The organism is Paenibacillus albicereus (assembly GCF_012676905.1).
GTDB lineage: Bacteria > Bacillota > Bacilli > Paenibacillales > Paenibacillaceae > Paenibacillus_O > Paenibacillus_O albicereus.
Map to the genome: position 1 here is coordinate 3,068,425 of NZ_CP051428.1, position 16,235 is coordinate 3,084,659.

13 protein-coding genes are annotated in these 16,235 nt (G+C 65.5%); all 13 read right to left on the reverse strand.

All coding sequences use genetic code 11. From position 1 onward, the window contains the following. Positions 1-73 precede the first annotated feature (73 nt). Complete coding sequence (locus HGI30_RS13665) at positions 74-2,338, reverse strand: penicillin-binding transpeptidase domain-containing protein (RefSeq protein WP_168908061.1); 2,265 nt, start codon at positions 2,336-2,338, stop codon at positions 74-76. A gap of 3 nt (positions 2,339-2,341) precedes the next feature. After that, a complete protein-coding gene (locus HGI30_RS13670; protein ID WP_168908062.1) occupies positions 2,342-2,719 on the reverse strand; it encodes a septum formation initiator family protein in 378 nt (125 codons plus the stop codon). 94 nt (positions 2,720-2,813) lie between these two features. Beyond that, positions 2,814-3,773, reverse strand: a complete 960-nt coding sequence (gene rsmH, locus HGI30_RS13675; protein WP_168908063.1) for a 16S rRNA (cytosine(1402)-N(4))-methyltransferase RsmH — start codon at positions 3,771-3,773, stop codon at positions 2,814-2,816. 74 nt (positions 3,774-3,847) lie between these two features. Continuing rightward, positions 3,848-4,285: a division/cell wall cluster transcriptional repressor MraZ gene (gene mraZ / locus HGI30_RS13680; RefSeq protein ID WP_168908064.1), complete on the reverse strand. Its 438-nt coding sequence runs from the start codon at positions 4,283-4,285 to the stop codon at positions 3,848-3,850. Between the two features lie 333 nt (positions 4,286-4,618). Further along, positions 4,619-9,424, reverse strand: coding sequence for an S-layer homology domain-containing protein (locus tag HGI30_RS13685; protein WP_168908065.1), 4,806 nt, complete (start codon positions 9,422-9,424; stop codon positions 4,619-4,621). 66 nt (positions 9,425-9,490) lie between these two features. Further along, positions 9,491-10,012 (reverse strand): phage tail protein, encoded by a 522-nt coding sequence (locus HGI30_RS13690; protein ID WP_168908066.1) that lies wholly within the window; start codon positions 10,010-10,012, stop codon positions 9,491-9,493. 10 nt (positions 10,013-10,022) lie between these two features. Next, positions 10,023-10,526 (reverse strand): phage tail protein, encoded by a 504-nt coding sequence (locus HGI30_RS13695; protein WP_168908067.1) that lies wholly within the window; start codon positions 10,524-10,526, stop codon positions 10,023-10,025. Between the two features lie 35 nt (positions 10,527-10,561). Next, a complete protein-coding gene (locus HGI30_RS13700) occupies positions 10,562-11,080 on the reverse strand; it encodes a phage tail protein (RefSeq protein WP_168908068.1) in 519 nt (172 codons plus the stop codon). A 16-nt stretch (positions 11,081-11,096) separates the two neighbouring features. Further along, on the reverse strand, positions 11,097-11,567 hold the full coding sequence (locus HGI30_RS13705) for a GNAT family N-acetyltransferase (protein ID WP_168908069.1): 471 nt from the start codon (positions 11,565-11,567) through the stop codon (positions 11,097-11,099). 184 nt (positions 11,568-11,751) lie between these two features. Further along, on the reverse strand, positions 11,752-13,017 hold the full coding sequence (locus HGI30_RS13710; protein WP_168908070.1) for an adenosylhomocysteinase: 1,266 nt from the start codon (positions 13,015-13,017) through the stop codon (positions 11,752-11,754). A 33-nt stretch (positions 13,018-13,050) separates the two neighbouring features. Beyond that, a complete protein-coding gene (gene bshC / locus HGI30_RS13715) occupies positions 13,051-14,703 on the reverse strand; it encodes a bacillithiol biosynthesis cysteine-adding enzyme BshC (protein ID WP_168908071.1) in 1,653 nt (550 codons plus the stop codon). A gap of 113 nt (positions 14,704-14,816) precedes the next feature. Then, on the reverse strand, positions 14,817-15,218 hold the full coding sequence (locus tag HGI30_RS13720; protein WP_235680129.1) for a DUF3397 domain-containing protein: 402 nt from the start codon (positions 15,216-15,218) through the stop codon (positions 14,817-14,819). 19 nt (positions 15,219-15,237) lie between these two features. Beyond that, complete coding sequence (locus HGI30_RS13725) at positions 15,238-16,203, reverse strand: ketopantoate reductase family protein (protein WP_168908073.1); 966 nt, start codon at positions 16,201-16,203, stop codon at positions 15,238-15,240. Positions 16,204-16,235 lie beyond the last annotated feature (32 nt).

A 16,235-nucleotide genomic window follows, 5' to 3' on the forward strand; every position in this document is an offset into this window, starting at 1 on the left:
CGGCGATGAGAGCCGCTCTCGGGCCCTCCGGTCAGGCTCCAGCCGGGCGCTCCGGCCCGCTGCCTGCCGCCGGTCAGCCGGAGCCGGTCTCCGGCTTCGCTTGGCCGCCGGCTTCCGCGCCTGCGGCGGCGGTCCCGTCGGCGGAGCCTGCCGCCTCCTCCGCGCCCGGAGGCTTCAGCGTCAGCTTGACGACCGGCTCGCCGTTCAGGCGCGCGTCGGTCTGGGCGGCGACGTAGCCTTCGCCTTCGGTGACGCAGCGCTTGCCCGCCGAGGAGCAAAGCTGCAGCGCGTCCCGCAGCGACAGCCCGGCGAGCGATGGCAGCGCCAGCTTGCTCTCCTCCTCGGTGAGCAGGTAGACGCGCTGCTTTTCCGCCAGCACCGCTCCGGCCGCCGGCATCTGCTGCAGCACCTTCGCTCCTTTGCCCACCTGCTTGGACTCCAGGCCGCGCTTCTTCAGCTCCGCCTGCGCCTCGGCCGCGCCGAGCCCCTTCAGATCGGGCACGGTCAGCGCCGCCTGTCCGTCGGAAGCGAGCTTGGCGTCGATCGACGGCTTGACGCCCATGTAGCGCAGGCTGTTGCCGACAATCTCCTTGAATACCGGCGCCGCGACCGTGCCGCCCCCGACCATCGGGTTGTTCGGCGAGTCGACGAGCACGTAGACGACGAGACGCGGATTTTCGACCGGCGCGTAGCCGATGAAGGAGACGACATATTTGTCCGACGAGTAGCCTTTGCCGACGACCTTCTGCGCGGTGCCGGTCTTGCCGGCGATGCGGTAGCCGGCGATCGCGGCGTTCTTGCCGCTGCCGATCTCCTTGTCGGACACGACCTGCTCGAGATACTCGCCGACCTTGCGCGACGTCTCGGCGCTGATGACCTGCCGCACGACCTCCGGCTTCGTCTCCGTCACCTTGCCGGTCTTCGGGTCCTCGACCGACTTGACGATGTGCGGCTTCATCAGCTTGCCGCCGTTGGCGACGGCGGCGACCGCGGCCACCTGCTGGATCGGCGTCACCGCCACCGTACCCTGCCCGAACGTCGCGCGGGCGACGTCGGACGGATAGACGATGTTGAGCACGCCTTTGGATTCGTTGCCGAGCTCGATGCCGGTGCGCTTGCCGAAGCCGAAGTTCTCGATGTAGCCGACCAGCTTCTCCTTGCCGAGCGTCTCATAGCCGAGCTTGACGAACGCGACGTTGGAGGAGCGCTTGAGCCCTTCCAGATAGCTGATCTGACCCCAGCCGTCGCGTCGAATGTCCCGAACCGTATTGCCCGGCACTTTGATCGAACCGGACATGTAGGTCGCGTTCGGGTTGAACACGCCTTCCTGCACCGCGCTGGCCAGCGTCACGATCTTGAACGTCGAGCCCGGCTCGTACAGGGAGCTGACCGCATGGTTGTAAAAGTTGCCGACCTTGTACTTGGAGTATTCGTTCGGATCGTACGAGGGCAGGCTGCCCATACCGAGAATCTCCATCGTGCTCGGATCGGCGGCGATCGCCGTGATGCTCTCCGGCTTGTATTGGTCGTACGCTTTCTGGATCGCGTCCTGCAGGAAATTCTGGATCTCGGCATCGAGCGTCAGCTTGAGCTTGCCGCCGTTCACCGCCGGCTGGACCTCGGCCTTGCCGCTCGCCACCTGGACGCGGTTGCCGTCTTTCTCGTAGACGACCTTGCCGTCCTGCCCCTTGAGCAGATCGTTGTAGCCCGCCTCGAGGCCGGTCACCGGCTGGCCTTCCTTGTTCATGTAGCCGAGCACATGCGCCGCGAGAAAATGATTCGGATAATACCGCTTCGAGCTTTCCTCGAGCACGATGCCAACCGCTCCCTCGCGCAGCGTCTTGCCCGTCCGCTTCTTGTAGCTGTCGGCGAGCGACTTGCGCAGCGCCAGCACCTCGTCGGCCTTCGCCTTGTCGATCTGGTAGCCTTCCGGACGCAGCATGCGGTACTGGACGAACTCGCCCTTGTCGTTGCGGTACGTCGCCTGCTGCAGCACCTCCGCCTCCGGCTTGCCGAGCAGCTTGGCCAAGCCTTGCGCCGCTTCGGCGGCGAGTCCGACCTTGTCCAGCATCTTCGGATCGACGACGACGGAGTAGGCGGGAATATTCATCGCCAGCAGCGTGCCGTTGCGGTCGCTGATCGTGCCTCGTTCGGCCGGCAGCGTGTCCTCGGCCGCCCAGATTTTCTTCGCCTCGCCGAGCCAGAAGTCCGCCTTCACGACCTGGACCCAGAACAGCCGGCTCAACAGAATAAGAAAAAGGAGGGTGATGAGCCCTCCGACAACGACGGTACGCATTTTGATCCGTTTCACGGTTTGAAAAGCAAGATTCGCCTTCATCGCTTACCGCCCTGCTTCTTGGCCTTCGTCCGCCTTGTCGGCTCCGGCCGGAGTCATGCCGAGCTCTTTCGCTTTTTTGGCGATGACGGCGGGGTCGGACAGCTTGGCCACTTCGCCCTGCAGCACTTTGACGTCGACGGTCGCCTGCTGGTAGTTGGCGTTCATCTCCTTGATCTGGAGCTCCATCCGGTAATCCTGCGCGTATCGGAACAGAATCAGCACGAGGATGCCTACGACTGCAAGCACGGACGCCATGTAGCGCAGCATTTCCCTGGGCGGGATCATCCTCCGGACCTGGACGACTCGTTTCGTTTCCTTTACCGGCTGCTGCTGCGGTTTTCGTTTGGGCTGCAAAGCCAAATTGCCATTCGTGTAAGCCAAAGCGGGCTCCCTCCTGCGGTTTCATGATCGGCTGGCATGGCGATAACATATCCACTGGCAGTTATGGATTCATTTTCCTTGTCTCAGGGCGCCTTTAGGCGTCCAGCTTTTCGGCCACCCTCAGCTTCGCGGAGCGTGAGCGGGGGTTGGCTTCGAGCTCTTCCTCCGACGGCAGCACCGGCTTGCGCGTCACGAGCTTCAGCGCGCCTTTGTTGCCGCAGACGCACTGGGGAAAATCGGGCGGGCACGTGCAGCGGGCCAAATGCCCTGCGAACAGCTGCTTGCAGATCCGGTCCTCCAGCGAATGGAAGGTGATGACCGAAATCCTGCCGCCGGGGGCCGTGCAGGCGACGGCCTGCTCCAGCGCTTCCTCCTCGGCTCCGAGCTCGTCGTTGACGGCGATCCGCAACGCCTGGAAGCTGCGCTTGGCCGGATGTCCGCCCGTGCGCCTCGCCGCCGCCGGGATGCCGGACTTGACGAGCTCCGCCAGCTCGCCCGTCGTCGCGATCTCCCCTTCGGCCCGCCGCTTGACGATGGCGCGCGCGATCTGCCGGGAGAACTTCTCCTCGCCGTAGACGAACAGGATGCGGGCGAGCTCGCGCTCGTCCCACGCATTGACGATCTCATGCGCCGTCAGCTCCGACTCCCGGTCCATCCGCATGTCGAGCGGAGCGTCGTGGTTGTAGCTGAAGCCCCTCTCCGCCTCGTCCAGCTGCGGACTGGAGACGCCGAGATCGAACAGGATTCCGTCGACCTGCGGGATGCCGTCCTTCTTGGGCACCTCCGGCAGCAGCATGAGCTGCTCCTGAAGGTAGCGGAAGTTGCTGCGCACGAGCGTCACCCGATCGAGATAGGGGGCGAGCCGGACGCGGGCGTTCTCATGCGCCCAGTCGTCCTGGTCGAACGCGATCAGCCGGCCGCCGGGGCCGAGCCTGGACGCGATCAGCTCGCTGTGCCCGGCTCCGCCGAGCGTGCAGTCGACGTAGATGCCGTCCGGCTTGATCGACAGGCCGTCGACGGCCTCTTCCCTCAATACCGTAATGTGATGGAACAATGGGGTACCTCCTGATTTCTGGATGACTGACCTCGATGACGGTTATTTCGTTGATCCAAGTTGAATGACGCGAACTAGAATTGAAGGTCAAAATCCACCAGCTTCTCCGCGATCTCGTTGAAAGTCTCCTCCGACTGATCGTAGTATCCTTCCCATAGCGGCTTGCTCCAGATTTCGACCCGGCTCGACACGCCGAGCACCATGCAATCCTTTTCCAGCTTCGCATACTCCGTCAAGTGATTGGGCAAATTTACCCTTCCCTGTTTGTCGAGCTCCAATTCGACCGCTCCGGAAAAGAAAAAACGGCTGAACGCTCTTGCGTCCGCCTTCATCAGGGGGAGCTGGCGAATCTTCTGCTCGAGCTGCTTCCACTCTTCCATTGGATACACAAACAGGCAGTGGTCCAAACCGCGGGTCGCGATGAAAGCCGGGCCGAGATGCTCGCGGAACCGGGCTGGAATCGTAAGGCGGCCTTTGTCATCCAAGCTGTGCTGATGCTCTCCGAGAAACATAGGCTTGCCCCACTCCCTTCCCCCAACGCTCCACTTTGCCCCACTTTCTCCCACTCGGGAATTGGTATTCGGCGCATCGCGCCCTTTTCCTGCTAGATGAGGAGGTTTTTCATGATCTTTTTCTCCCTTTTTTCACGGGTCCGATAAAACTTTTCAATAGCGCGATTCGTCTATCGGCATTTCGAAACGGGCCATTGAAACGCCTATAAGCCTCTGCGGAGCCGTATGGCTCCGCAGAGGCTTGAATGGAACATCGCATCCGGGGAAGTTCCCCGTCCTTGCCGCCATGCGGCGGCAAGCTGCCGCTGGCGTACAGCTCCGAGGCTCCTCCGCTCAAGCGGAAGGCGGGCCGTCGATGAGGCGCGACGCTTGAAGCAGCCGCTCGATCAAAACCGCCGTTTCGGCTCGGGTCAAGTCGCGGGAAGGCTTGATCTGCCCTCCGTCGCCTTTGAGAATGCCGTATTTGAGCGCCAGCGCGATCGCGCTGCGCGACCAGCTCTTGAGCGCGGAAGCATCGCCTAGGCCGTCCAGCCGTTGCTGCGCTTCTTCGGCGGACAGCTCCCCGTCCATGCCGGCGAGACGCATCGCCTTGCCGAGCATCGCGAAGGCTTCCTCGCGGGTAATGCCGGCGTTCGGACGAAACGTTCCGTCGCCATAGCCGCCTGCGAGGCCTCGCTCCATGGCGGAAGCGATGCTGTCCTTGTACCAGGCCGACTTCCCTACATCCTTGAAGGCGCCTGTGCCTTCCGGCTGCCACAGTCCGAAGGCGCGGACGAGCATCGCCGTGAATTCTGCCCGCGTCACAGGCGCATTCGGACGGAACTGGCCGTTCGGAGCTCCTTGCACGATCAGGCGGCTGGACATATTGGCGATGCTGCTGTCCGCCCAATGACCGGACGTGTCTGCAAATCGGACCTCATGATGCACGACTCCCTGCAGGCCGCCCGCATAGCTGGTGGCGGCCGCATAGTAGACGCCGTCCTTTTGCGTCACCCTTGTCGGCAGATGATGAAGGACGCCGTTCGGGCCAAAGGCGACCGCCGTCGTGATTCGGCCGGAATTGACGCCGGCCGGGAGCGCGAAGAGAAGCTCCATCGGCAGCTGGAAGCGGTCCGCGACGATCTCGCGGCCCTGGTAAGCCGCGTACACGCGCGCCTCCAAGCCTCCGGAGAGCAACTCCACGCCGGCGCTCGCGTTCGGCTGAGGGAGCCGCTCGCCCGCCAGCTGAACGAGCTCGACCCGCAGCTGGACCTCTGACGGAGAAGCGTCCGGTCCGAAGCGGTCCAGCAGCGCCTTCAGCTCGGCGGTCGGAATCGCAAAGGCGCCGGCCGGAGTCTCGACCGAGAGCCGGATGTTCCGGCTTGCCAGCAGGGTTGCGCTGCTGCCGTCCAGCGCAAGCGTCGAGGCATCCATACCGGGCGCCGCCGGCACGGACAGCACGCTGCCGGCGGCCATGCCTGCCAGCAGCCCTTCGATCTTGAGCGGACTCATCGTGACGATTGCCGTCCGCCGTTCTCCGGCGATCCTGATCTCGCCGCTGCCGAAGGCCTGAACGAGCCTATTCAGCTCCGCGCCGGCGTCAGCGGCAGGAAGCGGCTGGGCCGGAAGGCTCGGCACGAAAGGAGATTGCAGCGTAAACACAACCGTCGTCCGGTTGCCGGCCCGATCGGTCACGATCAGCGTATGGCTGCCCCATGCGTCGACCTTGACTCCGCTATCAACGCTCTTGCCGTCGAGCGTTGCCGTTCCCTCGTTGAAGGAGATGGAGACGGCGGAGTCGTAGACGCCTTTGTCCGCGACTCCGCTGACGACCGGCGGCGTCGTGTCCAGCTCGATCGTATCCGAGAGGGACTCCGAGACGTTGCCCGCCTTGTCGATGTAGCGCACGTATACGGTCTTTTCCCCGTCGCCCGCCGGCAGCGCGACCGTCTTGCTCGCCGCGACCGGCTCCGCCGCGCTCCACGTCGTGCCGTCCAGCGACAGCTGCATCGACTCCAGGCCCGAGGCGGCCGCGTCTCCCGGATCGGCCGCCGCCAGCGCCAGCGTCACCTGCGCCTCGCCCGTCGCCGCGTCCCCGCCGTTGATCGTCACGCTGCCTGTCGGCTTTGCCGTATCGACGAAAAACGTCACTGTCGCCGTATTGCCCGCGGCGTCCGTCACGACCAGCTCATGGCTGCCTTCGCCTGCCGCCGCCGAGCCGCTCGCGAACGGCGCGCCGTCCAGCGTCGCCGTGCCTTCGCCGAACGTCACCGTCGGCGCGGCGTTGTACAGCCCGCCTTCCGTCACGCCCGCTACGACCGGCGGCGTCGTATCCAGCTCGATCGTATCCGAGATGGACTCCGAGACGTTGCCCGCCTTGTCGATGTACCGCACGTAGACGGTCTTTTCCCCGTCGCCCGCCGGCAGCGCGACCGTCTTGCTCGCCGCGACCGGCTCCGCCGCGCTCCACGTCGTGCCGTCCAGCGACAGCTGCATCGACTCCAGGCCCGAGGCGGCCGCGTCTCCCGGATCGGCCGCCGCCAGCGCCAGCGTCACCTGCGCCTCGCCCGTCGCCGCGTCCCCGCCGTTGATCGTCACGCTGCCTGTCGGCTTTGCCGTATCGACGAAAAACGTCACTGTCGCCGTATTGCCCGCGGCGTCCGTCACGACCAGCTCATGGCTGCCTTCGCCTGCCGCCGCCGAGCCGCTCGCGAACGGCGCGCCGTCCAGCGTCGCCGTGCCTTCGCCGAACGTCACCGTCGGCGCGGCGTTGTACAGCCCGCCTTCCGTCACGCCCGCTACGACCGGCGGCGTCGTATCCAGCTCGATCGTATCCGAGATGGACTCCGAGACGTTGCCCGCCTTGTCGATGTACCGCACGTAGACGGTCTTTTCCCCGTCGCCCGCCGGCAGCGCGACCGTCTTGCTCGCCGCGACCGGCTCCGCCGCGCTCCACGTCGTGCCGTCCAGCGACAGCTGCATCGACTCCAGGCCCGAGGCGGCCGCGTCTCCCGGATCGGCCGCCGCCAGCGCCAGCGTCACCTGCGCCTCGCCCGTCGCCGCGTCCCCGCCGTTGATCGTCACGCTGCCTGTCGGCTTTGCCGTATCGACGAAAAACGTCACTGTCGCCGTATTGCCCGCGGCGTCCGTCACGACCAGCTCATGGCTGCCTTCGCCTGCCGCCGCCGAGCCGCTCGCGAACGGCGCGCCGTCCAGCGTCGCCGTGCCTTCGCCGAACGTCACCGTCGGCGCGGCGTTGTACAGCCCGCCTTCCGTCACGCCCGCTACGACCGGCGGCGTCGTATCCAGCTCGATCGTATCCGAGATGGACTCCGAGACGTTGCCCGCCTTGTCGATGTACCGCACGTAGACGGTCTTTTCCCCATCGCCCGCCGGCAGCGCGACCGTCTTGCTCGCCGCGACCGGCTCCGCCGCGCTCCACGTCGTGCCGTCCAGCGACAGCTGCATCGACTCCAGGCCCGAAGCGGCCGCGTCTCCCGGATCGGCCGCCGCCAGCGACAGCGTCACCTGCGCCTCGCCCGTCACCGCGTCCCCGCCGTTGATCGTCACGCTGCCCGTCGGTTTTGCCGTATCGACGAAAAACGTCACCGTCGCCGTATTGCCCGCGGCGTCCGTTACGACCAGCGTATGGCTGCCTTCGCCTGCCGCCGCCGAGCCGCTCGCGAACGGCGCGCCGTCCAGCGTCGCCGTGCCTTCGCCGAACGTCACCGTCGGCGCGGCGTTGTACAGCCCGCCTTCCGTCACGCCCGCTACGACCGGCGGCGTCGTATCCAGCTCGATCGTATCCGAGATGGAATCCGAGACGTTGCCGGCTGCATCCCTCAATCGGAGATAGACGGTTTTGGGGCCGTCTCCTGCCGGAAGCAAGTAGCTTTTTGAGGTCGCAAAAGGCTCCCAGGACGACCAGCTCGTTCCATCGGATGAAAGCTGCATGGCATCCACGGAGGATAGGCTGTCGCTGCCGGTCGCCGAGAGCAAGACCGAACCGGTTGTCGTCGCCGCAGCGCCGCCGTTGATGGAGAGCGTGCCGGTCGGCTTCGATTTGTCGAGAACAAACGAGACCGTCGTCACGTTGCCCGCGGCGTCCGTCACGACCAGCGCATGGCTGCCTTCCGCCGTGACGGTAGAGCCGCTGGCGAAGCTGACTCCATCCAGTTCGGCCGTGCCTTCGGAGAACGTAATAGTTCGATCGGTTGCGTAGATGCCGCCGGCGGACACGCCCGAGACGACCGGAGAAGTCCTGTCCAGAACGATCGTGTCCGACATGACCGTCGAGGGGTCGTTCCCGTCATGAAGCCTCATATATACGGTCTTGATTCCATCGCCTGCCGGAAGCGTCCAAGCGGTCGTCGGTTGCAGCGGCTGAAGCGCGCTCCATGTCGTGCCGTCGTTGGAGAACTGCATCTGCAGCGGATCGCCGTCCGGGTCGCTGCCCGTCGGATTCAGCGCGACGGACAGCGAGTTCGTAAAGGTCGCGCCGCCGGCGATCGAAATGCTCCCGCTCGGCGCCTGATTGATCGACGTCGTCACTTCCAGCTTCGGAGCCCGGGCCGAATTCTCGCGAGCCGCCACGGAGATGCGGGAGTCGATGCCCGGCGTCTCCGTGCCGGTCAGCACCAGCGTCACGTTGTCGTCGGAGTGGGTTTTGACGTCGGCGAACCTCTTGACGATCTCCGTCACGTCGATGGAGATATAGGCCCCGTCCGCAATAGGCCCTTGATACAGCTTGTAGTTGCCTGCGCTGCTATCGGAGCTGTCGTAGGCGGGCAGCCTGCCGGGACCGTCGACGTCGGTGAAAGCATTGTCGGCCGATCCCCATACCTCGATCTTCTGGTTCGGATTCTGGGAGTCGTAGTTGACGAACAGCTTCAGCGTCGCCTGCGTGATGGAGCCGGTAACCGCGCTCATATTGAATCGGACCGCGGAGCGCTGCACCGCATCGATGTTGTCCCCTGGCGTAAGCAATCGACCGATATACATTTCCGGCTCGGTGCCGTACATCATCCCGTCTTCTTCGTTGGTATCGGCGACGGCAGCGAATTCCTGATTCATGCCCGCCGCCTCCGCCTTGCCGGCTTGATAAGGCAGCGCGGAGCTGAGCAGCAGGACGCTGAGCAGCCAGATCGAAGATTTTCTCACGGATAGGCCTCCTTCAGCTTGAGTCGGCGGCCGGGATCGCTCGCCCGCCGCCGCTGGAAGCCGCGCCTAGCCGCGCGGCGGAAAAATGCCTTCGAGGCAGATGATGAAGGGAATGCCCAGATAAGGCTGCATGTTGTTGTGGAGCTGGCCCGAGCCGGCAGCGCCGATCGCTTCCGGGTTCATGGGCGCGTTGGGCGCGGCGCCATAGGCGGGCGGGCCGCTGCGGCCCGTCGTTTTGCTCCATACCGCCCCTTCCGGGCTCGCCAAGTTGCCGCTCGCCGACTGACAGGCGGGAGCATGGGTATGTGGCGGCAGCTGCGCTTCCGTCAGGACAGCGGCCTGTTCGCCACCCATCTGACCGAGGAGCCGCTCCGTCAAGCCTGGCCCCTGCCCCTTGTGCATCGGCGCTCGGCCGCGCAGGTCGGGGAGGGCGAACGTCGTGATCCCGTCCCCGCCGTAGATGTTGCCCAGGATGGAAAAAAGCGCGGTATTGGCCCGGATCGCCAGCAGGGTGCCGTCGCAGAACGCCCAGCCCCTCGGCGCGAACGTGCCGGCGAACATTCGAATTTCTCCGATATAAGGATCCATATGATGCCTCCTAGTTTCGTGAAGGGTAAAGGCCTGTGACGGCGATGCAGAACGTGATGACCGTATACGGCTGCATGTTGCCGTGAGCGGAGCTTTGGCCTGCCGTCGCGAGCGCGGCCGGACTCATCGACGCGGTCGCGGCCGCGGCATAGTCGTTGGCCGACGGCTTGGCCCAGACGCTGCCCGCCGGCGAGCTGGAGGTAGCCGCTGTCGAAGCGCCGTAGGCCTGATGCCGATGGACCGGCATCTCCGCCGGCGTCAGCACATGCGCCTCCTCGCCTCCCGTCTGGCCTTGGTCCAGCCTATGGGCGGGATCGGGATGGAGCGGAGCTCTGCCTTGCAGGTTCGGCAGCGCGAAAGTCCTGACGCCATCGCCGCCGTAGATCGTTCCGAGCAGGCTGAACAAAGCCTGGTTTTGCTGGATCGACAGCTGCTGTCCATTGCAAGGCAGCCAGCCCTTTGGCGCATAGGGTATCGAGAACAGACGGATTTCGCCCAGATAGGGTTCGGACATATTCTTGCCTCCTTGAAGTGATTGAGCAGGAACCTTCAGTCTTGCGGGGGGTACTGTCCTTGCAGCGCGATGATGAAGTTGAATGCCAAATACGGCATCATGTTGCCATGGGCTTGTCCGCCTCCGACGGCGGATACGGCACCTGCCGCCATGAACGCGGTCGGAGCTCCGGCTCCGTAAGGCTTGAGCGCATCGCTCGCCCCCCAGAACGCCCCTGCGGGATCGTCGCCGTCGCTCGCGCTGCCGTTTGCCTGGACCGTGTGGGTATGGGCGGGCAGTTGAGCCGCCGTCAGCGTCACGCTCTCCGCTCCCGCCATCTGTCCGAGAACGTAGCTCGTTCCGGCCGCGCTTCGCCCTGCATGGACCGGCAGCCTTCCGCGCAAATCCGGCAAGGAGAAGGTCTGTACGCCGTCTCCGCCGTACGTCGTGCCGATCAGGGCGAACAGCAGCTCGTTGCCTGCGATTGAAAGCGCTTGCCCATCGCAGAATGCCCAGCCTTGAGGCGCATAATGGCCTGCGAAGATTCGAATCTCCCCTACATATTGATCGCTCATCTTGCTTGCTCCTTTGCTACTTTGGAATAGGAGGCTGCCAGGAAAGCTCCCAGCACGTCTCCGTCTTGCGCTGCGGCGAGAATCCAAGCCGCTCGTAGAGCGCCAGCGCGGGGTTGATCGGGTTGACCGAGAGGAGCAAAGGCTTGCCGCTTGCGCCGCATTCGCCCATCAGCCGCCGCAGCGCCTGTGTGCCGATGCCTTGACCCCGATTTTCCGGCAGCAAGGCGATGTCCATCAGGCGGACAAAGCTCCCGGCCCGGTGCACGAGCATCCGGCCGATCCGCCTGCCGCCGATGCAGATCAGGAGCGAGTCGGCGTCCGGAGCCTGCAGCCCGTAAGAGCGGGCCTGCATCGTCCATTGCATCCGCAAAAAGGCTTCCCGCTCCGGCTTGCTGAAGCCCCACAGCCGCATCTCCTCCTCGCGGACCGAGGCGTAGAGCTCGTACAGGAAGCCCTCGTCTTCCGTCTCCGACTTGCGCAGCTCCATCGCTGAGCCTCCGCTTCTGCTTGAATCTCCGAACCTAGGCCATAGGCACCAGGACCAAGATAAGCGTAGCTACAAAACGCCGCATTTGTCAATTGTTGTTATTTTTATGGAAAAAGCTTCTGGCGGCAAAAAAAGCCAGACGGCAAAGCCGTCTGGCTTGGAGCGGATAGGGAGACGGGCCGGTCTACGACGACCAGCTGTCCAGGTACTGCTTCTGGTCTTCGGTAAGCGCATCGATGCGGATGCCGAGCGCTTCGAGCTTCGTGCGGGCCACGCGCTCGTCGAGCTCGTACGGAACGCTGACGACGCCCGGACCGAGCTCCCGGTAGTTGTCGTTGACATACTTGAGCGCGACCGCTTGCAGCGCGAACGTCATGTCCATGATCTCGGCCGGATGGCCGTCGCCGGCGGCGAGGTTGACCAGGCGGCCTTCGGCGAGGACATAGATGGAGCGGCCGTCATGCAGCCGGTACTCCTCGATGTTCTTGCGCACCGTGCGGATTTCTTTGGCAACAGCGGCCAGGTCCGGCTTGCTGAACTCCACGTCGAAGTGGCCTGCGTTGGCGAGGATCGCTCCGTTTTTCATGTGGGGATAGTGCTCGCCGTTGATGACGTACTTGTTGCCGGTCACGGTGACGAACATGTCGCCGTGCTTGGCCGCCTCGACCATCGGCATCACCTGGAAGCCGTCCATGTGGGCTTCGACAGCCTTGATCGCATCCACCTCGGTGACGATGACGTTCGCTCCGAGCCCTTTGGCGCGCATCGCGACGCCTTTGCCGCACCAGCCGTAGCCGACGACGACGACGGTCTTGCCGGTCACGATCAGGTTCGTCGTGCGGATGAAGCCGTCCCAGGCCGACTGTCCGGTGCCGTAGCGGTTGTCGAACAGATGCTTGCAGTAGGCGTCGTTGACGGCGACCATCGGAAACTTGAGCGCGCCTTCCTTTTGCAGCGCCTTGAGCTTGATGATGCCGGTCGTCGTCTCTTCCGCGCCTCCGCGCAGCTTCTCCATCAGGTCCGGCCGTTCGCCGTGCAGGATCGTGGCGAAGTCGCCGCCGTCGTCGATGATGAGGTCCGGCTTGCTCTCCAGCGCCCGCACCATGAGCTCCTTGAACTCCTGCGGATGGGGGTCGTACTTGGCGAATACCGTGATGCCGTCCTCGACAAGAGCCGCGCATACGTCGTCTTGCGTGGACAGCGGGTTGCTGCCGGTAATCGTCACTTCCGCGCCGCCGGCCTGGACGACCTTCGCCAGATAGGCCGTCTTCGCCTCCAGGTGCAGGCAAATCGAGACCTTCAGCCCCTTGAACGGCTGCTCCTTCTCGAACTGCTCCCGAATCTGGTTCAGCACCGGCATATGCGCCTGCACCCAGTCGATCTTCAGCTTGCCTTCCGCCGCGAGGCCTCTATCGGCCACGATGCTCGCTTCCTTTGCCTTCATGCTCATTGATCTGCCTCTTTTCTCCAGGGGGTATTTCCTCTATCCTAACCGCATGACGCCGTGCTCGGCGCAGGGCTCGTACGGCTCCGCCAGCAGCCGGTCGAGCCAGCCGCGGCCATAGCGGTTCATGAAATAAACCGACGCCAGCACCCGCTCTTGAGGGCGGCCTTCCGGCGCGGCCGAAAGCTCGAGCCCGGTCAGCCGGTCCAGCTCCGCGCGCTCGCGGTTCTCGAGCGCTTGCAGCGTCTTGGCCTCCATGTAGCCGATCTCGCGCGCGATCCGCTCCCAGTTGGTCCGGCCGAGCAGCTCCAGGCCGCGCTCCTGTCCGGCGGCCACCGCCAGCGCGGGCAAGTACGCCTCGCGCATCGCCTGCAGCGCCTGCCCGAAGCTCTTGCGGATGTCCTCCGCGCCCTGCCGGTCAAGCAGCTCGGCCTTGACGCCGCCGAGACCGGCAGCGACCTGCTCCAGCTCCAGCGAGTAGCGGGCCATCGTCTTGGCCGCATGCGGCTCCAGCAGCGTGAAGCTCAGCCGCGGCGTGACGATGGGCATCTGCATGCCGAGATGCTCGAAACCACCGGATGTCTGCGCCCAGTATGCGATCTCGCCTGGCCCCAGCACGGTAGAGAGCACCGGGAACAAGTAATCCTGCATGAGCGGGCGGGTGAGCACGTTGTTGCTCAGCCTCTCCGGCTGAGACTCCGCCAGCTCCAGCAGCTCGGACTCCGTCAGCGATACCAGGCCGCGGCGGTCACGGAAGCGGCCGCCGGCCCGCTGCAGCAGCAGGCGCTCGCCGGCTCGCGGCGCCTCCGCGAACAAGAACAGGTTGGCCGCGTCCTCCGCCGCTTCGGCCTGAGCCGCATAGCCGAGCGCCTCCACCCGGCGGCTCGAAGCGGCGTACGCCTCGGCGAGCGGGCCGGATGATTCCGCCAGGCGGCGGAACATCGGCCCCTCCAGCCTGCGGAGCGCCGGATGGTCCGCGTCGGCGAGCAGCAGGCCCTCGTCCGCGAACAAATCCGACAGCATCGCCGCGAACAGCTCGGTCAGCGTCCCGCAGCCGGCCGCCCGGGCGCGCAGCGAGCGCAGCAGCTCCGGCTTGAACGGCGTGTCCGCAAGTCCCGCCTCCAGCTCGGCGAGCGCCGCCTCGACGGCTCCGGCGGAGAGCCGGGTGCGGCTGACCGACGTCGCCGCGCCGGACGGCCGCGGCACGGCGAGCCTCCGGAGGCCGGGAGCGTCCAAGGGCGACGGCAGGCAGGCGAGGCAGGCCTCGTCCCAATCATGATCCTCGCCCGCGATCCAGAACACCGGCACGACCGGCACCCCGAGCCGCTCGGAAGCGGCCCGCGCGGCCTGCACGATCGTCACGGCTTTGTAAAGGATCATGAGCGGACCGGTCCACAGCACGGCCTGCTGCCCGCCGACGACGACAGGCGCGCCGTCCGCGAGCCGCTCCAAATTCCTCTCGGCCGGCTCCGAGAGGCCAAGCGGCTGCTGGAACGCCCGCAGCGCGCCGGCCAGCTCGGTGCTGCCGGCGCGCCGATCGGCCGAGCCTTTCAAATAATCGAGCCGCCTGCGCCAGGAGAGCCCGTCCGCCGGATGGTAGCCGAACAGCGCTTCCAAAGCGGAGTCGCGGCGCCCTATATATGCATCTGCAAGGGGCTGCCCGAAAGGCAGCTCCATTCGAACGATGTCCATGACCCGAATCGGCCTCCCCGCAATCCTTCCACTCTATCGCTACGATTGTACACAATGACGGATCGACCGTCAAAACCGTAACTGAAAGTATAACAGATCGGCGTCAAGCCGGGCTACAGCCCCAGCATATGCTGCGTGATGCCCGTCGCCATCAGCAGCACGTAGAGGAGGCTCATGACGAAAAAGCCCGCTCTCCACACGGCCCGGAACGCTTTGGCCGCATCGACCTTGCCGCGTCGGCGATGCTGGAGGTTGCCGATGAAACCGCCTCCGAGCAGCATCAGGAGCAGGATGCCGTACAAGCCGAACGTAGTGGAGAAGACGCGGTTGAACAGCACCGCGACGCAGCCGATGAGCAGCAGCGTCGTGACATCCATCGCCAGCCGGAACGACCGGTCCTTGTCGCCCGCCAGCAGGCGGCTGCCGAAATAGACGGCCGCGAACGGCAGGAACGGCACCGCGGCCAGCACGGCATAGATCGTCTTCAAGCTTTCCCATAGGAACAAAGGCTTCACCCGACCTCTCTGCAAAGCATCATTCGAGCGCATGCACCAGCGCCGCGGCCGCCTCGTTCAGCGGAGCCGGCATGCCGTGCCGGGCCGCCAGGCGCGCCAGCTCCCCGTTGATGCTGTCGATCTCCGTCGGCCGTCCCGCCCGAACGTCGGCCAGCATCGAAGACGTATTGGCAGCCGTCCTGCGGCATACGTCGAGCAGCCGCTCCCATTCCTCGCCCGTCGCGGCGAAGCCCGACCGAACGAGGATCGCAAGGCTCTCGGCGTGCAGCGCCTTCATCAGGCGCCCGCCCTGCGGGTGCTCGGGCAGGCGGCCGTTCGGCAGGTCGAGCAGCGCGGTGAGCGGATTGATGACGGCGTTCAGGAGAAGCTTCCGGCAGATGCGATCTTCCACGTCATTCGACAGAAACGCCGCGATTCCTGCCTGCCGCAGCGCCTGCCGCCAGCCGCCGAGCAGCGCGTCCTCCGCAAGGCCCGCTGCCGCGGAACCGGGCGCCGGGCCGTAATGCAGCTCCCCTTCGCCGGTATGGACGACCTCGCGGGCGCCGGCCCGCAGCGCCCCCTCGCTCGTCACGCCGGCGTAAAGGCGAACCTCCGGCAGCGCCTTGGCGAGCCGCTCGAGATGTCCGATTCCGTTCTGCAGGCAGAGCAGGCCGTCGCCCGGCCTCAGAAGCGCCGCCAGCAGCTCGAGCAGCTCCGGCCCGATCGCCGTCTGCTTGACGGCCAGCACATGCCAGCGGCCTGCGCGCCCTCCCGCAGCCGCCTCGGCAGCAGCCGCATCGGCCAGCGACAGCGCCTCGACCTCGGCGACGGCGGCCGGGGCGCCCTCGGCAGCGTCCGCCCGTCCGGTCAGGCGGATGCCTTCCCTCGCCAGCAGCCCGGCCTGCTCCCTGCCGCGCGTCAGCATCCGCACCTGCGCGCCTCCGAGCGCCAGCCTGGAGCCGTACAGCAGGCCCACGGCACCTCCGCCGATCAGATCGATCCTCATTCACGTCCTCCTCCTTCCAGAGGGATTTTAGC